Origin of the sequence: Desulfovibrio sp. SGI.169 (genome assembly GCF_050313595.1) — a bacterium.
Lineage (GTDB): Bacteria > Desulfobacterota > Desulfovibrionia > Desulfovibrionales > Desulfovibrionaceae > Desulfovibrio.
On record NZ_JBNPLS010000065.1, the window covers coordinates 1 to 2,482 of the forward strand.

Genomic DNA, 2,482 nt, shown 5'->3' on the forward strand with positions numbered 1-2,482 from the left:
AAACTTTTTTCTCTCAGAGAGAGATATAGTTGCTCAGCTTCTGCCGATGTAATTGCACCACTTGCAATTTTGTTCCTGATTTCATTAAAACATTCTCCAATCGCGTCATTTAGCTGAGATTCAAGAACTAATTTTGCTCTTACAATAACATCAAATGTAATCATTCTGTTTCCCATTGAAAAACTTTTATTCAATGAAAACCAAAATTTTGATGTCAAAAAATCAATACTTGTGGCTAAAGGGATATCCTTTTCATTAAATTTTACAATAGGATTAGTAGCAATATAGTTTGTTAGTGATTTATCAGTCACAAAAAAATATTTTGCGCTATGGAATGCACAGTCGCTATGCCCTTTCCGATACGCGTTTATTAAAGTTAAATATGTAAATGCTAACGCCACTTCATTATTATCAAATGGTTTATTATTTTCTATAGATTCTTGCTCTAATTTTTTAATTATTTCAGAACTTTCAACTATATAGTCTCTTGTGTCTGGAATATCTGTTACCAAATTTATATTTTTATTTTTTAAGAAAGAGAAAAATTTTGCTTTTTTCTCTAATACATTACTTTCTTTATTGCACCCATTTACTATCGAAATCATTGCCTTTTTATCTGGATTTAATGTAACTTTATTTTGAACAACAAGACTAGCCACATAATAAAAATCGTCTATTTCAGTCTTTACCTGATCAAAATAATAAAATTTTATAATATCTCTATTTTTCTTGTTTCTTGCATTTATATTGATTTCACTTGCAAGCTGATAAAAATCATCAAATAGTTTCTTCTTATATTCTCCATTGAGTCCATATGCAGAAAAAAGTACGTCCGTATTAAAAAATAGAGATAATTCTCTATTCCAATTTCCAAGTTCATTAAAGTTTTGAGAATAACAAATACCTTGATATAAAACAAGAGCTTGCCGCATATTGCTCAGATATGATGTATAATAATCATTATCTGTTATAGATACCAAAAACGAGGAAACAATTCTTGAATGAAATGGATTGTTAGATTTTCCATATAAGACAAAATCGAATAAACACTTTATAATATTATCTTTATCTTCATTCTCCGAAATAAACTCTCCAAATTTTTCATTAGCATATGCCAATAATGCATCACATAATTCTTTATGTATATTATGTAATTCTGTAAAAACTTTATCCGCGTCATCAATATTAAATTTTGTTTTATCAACAAATGAATAACTAAATTGATTATTTCTTGATAATATTTTATCAGATACCATTTTATTACATGTTTTTTTTATAACCGCATCTGGAAAATCAAATGAGTAAAATTCGTTTACAGCATTTGTAGCCTCTGGAATTAAAAATGTATATTTATTTTGAGACAAAAGAGCGTATGAAACCAATTCTAAAATTACTTCAAGAACATTTTTATGCCTATTCACCAATGCAGAAAAAAAGACAATGATGCAATTTTTTCGTTCATATAACCTCCAATAATTTGGACAGACGTGAAAACTATTTTGACAATAAGTATCGCTTGTTCGTTCATTGCTGACTAATGTTTTATTTATATCTGATTTTCTATTTTATGGCAATCATTGCCAATTAGCTTCAAGACTCATTAACAGCAAAAAAATGGAAAAATTTCTTATCGTTGGCATAAGCAGGGCACAATGAAAGAATTTTTTATTTTCCCATGAGCAAATCGCCCGCATCAAACGATACCTTTCGCGTTCTCATGGCCGTTTCAAGGGTTGATGACAGACATATCCTCATCTGAATTATTTATTCCATCAAGTACTGTAAGCAATGAAAATATATAACTCGTGCAAATGGCCATGCAAAACACATATTTTGAATGGCTTATGATCGATGCAAGCCATATCAAGGTACACCCGCATGCTACAGGGGCACACGGTGGTAATCAACGCGCAAAAGGAGGCTCAACTCAAAGATACACCTGGCCGTGGATGCGCATGGTATGCCGGTCAGAATGCTTGTTACAGCAGGTACCGTTGCGGACTGCTCGCAGGCTTGCAAACTTGTTGAAGGGATAACTGCTGAATATCTTCTGGCGGACAAGGGGTATGACAGTGATGCTCTGGTAGGAGTCATCAATAAAAATGGCATCCAGCCAGTCATTCCGCCGCGGAAAAGCCGTAAAATCCTGATGGATTATGACGAGTATATCTATCGTCTGCGACATCTTGTCGAAAATGCTTTTCTCGAATTGAAGCGTTGGCGGGGGATTGCCACCCGATATGCCAAAAATACCGCTTCATTCCTGGCGGCAGTCCGTTGACAACACTATCCAGATTCAGGACTCATTAATTGCCAAAAAGGGAAAAAGTTCTTGTCATTGGCATGTCACAATGAAAGAACTTTTTTATCTTTCCCATGAACAAATCGCCCGTATCAAACGCTACTTTCCTCGCTCCCATGGCGTTCCAAGGGTTGATGACAGACGTATCGTCAGCGGGATTATCCATGTCATCAAGCACGG

At 33.8% G+C, this 2,482-nt stretch carries 1 protein-coding gene and 2 pseudogenes; 2 read left to right on the forward strand and 1 reads right to left on the reverse strand.

The annotated features are described in order from the left end of the window. The coding region (locus tag ACQRA4_RS13690; protein WP_427823607.1) for a hypothetical protein at positions 1 to 1,421 on the reverse strand (1,421 nt) is incomplete at its 3' end. Positions 1,422 to 1,832: 411 nt separating this feature from the next. Between ACQRA4_RS13690 and ACQRA4_RS13695 the strand changes: the two are divergent. Then, a pseudogene (locus ACQRA4_RS13695) lies at positions 1,833 to 2,281 on the forward strand (IS5 family transposase); the annotation flags it as partial. Positions 2,282 to 2,351: 70 nt separating this feature from the next. Further along, positions 2,352 to 2,482, forward strand: a pseudogene (locus ACQRA4_RS13700) (IS5/IS1182 family transposase); the annotation flags it as partial.